This is a genomic window from Salinimicrobium oceani (assembly GCF_012037645.1).
The window spans coordinates 1-521 of record NZ_JAAVJR010000382.1 but is presented as its reverse complement, the minus strand read 5'-3'; the positions used below and the strand labels follow the sequence as shown (position 1 = coordinate 521).

Genomic DNA, 521 nt, shown 5'->3' with positions numbered 1-521 from the left:
CCAGATTCTTTTATCGGCCAACAATGATTGCAAATGTAAATATGTCGCCCTTCCAGGGCTCTTCTTGGAGGGGGCATTTTTTGATCCCGGTGTTAAAACACCCGGCTACCGGTATTTCGCCCTTCTGGGGCTTTTTTTGCTGTCCGCACAAAATCATCTACAGTCATATTCCGCGGTAATCCGGCTGTTCAGCGGGAGAGTTACTGCCCACTGCCCACTGACCACTGATCATTACCTCCCCTTCACTTCCAGTACCAGCAAATAATCCGGTCCTCCATCGACCGGATAACCTTCTATTTTTTCAGCGACTATGGTGATCTCTTCAGAGATATAATCATCCAGGTTTACAGCTTCGCTTTTTAAAGCGTAAAATTCATCATCGGCTGTGGTGATGGTATGGGTGCCATATTGGTACGAAGTCATTCCCTGTTGTTCAATAGTGCCGGTAATTTCCATTCTTTCGCTGGTGTTAACTTCAGTTGTATTGGTATTTGGTGTTTCAGAAGTACTGTTGCAGGTCT

At 45.7% G+C, this 521-nt stretch carries 1 protein-coding gene; it reads right to left on the bottom strand.

Annotated features, from left to right (window positions below; translation table 11 throughout):
- Window positions 1–231: 231 nt before the first annotated feature.
- A partial coding sequence (locus tag HC175_RS17285) for a hypothetical protein (RefSeq protein ID WP_168139553.1) occupies window positions 232–521 on the bottom strand: 290 nt, incomplete at its 5' end.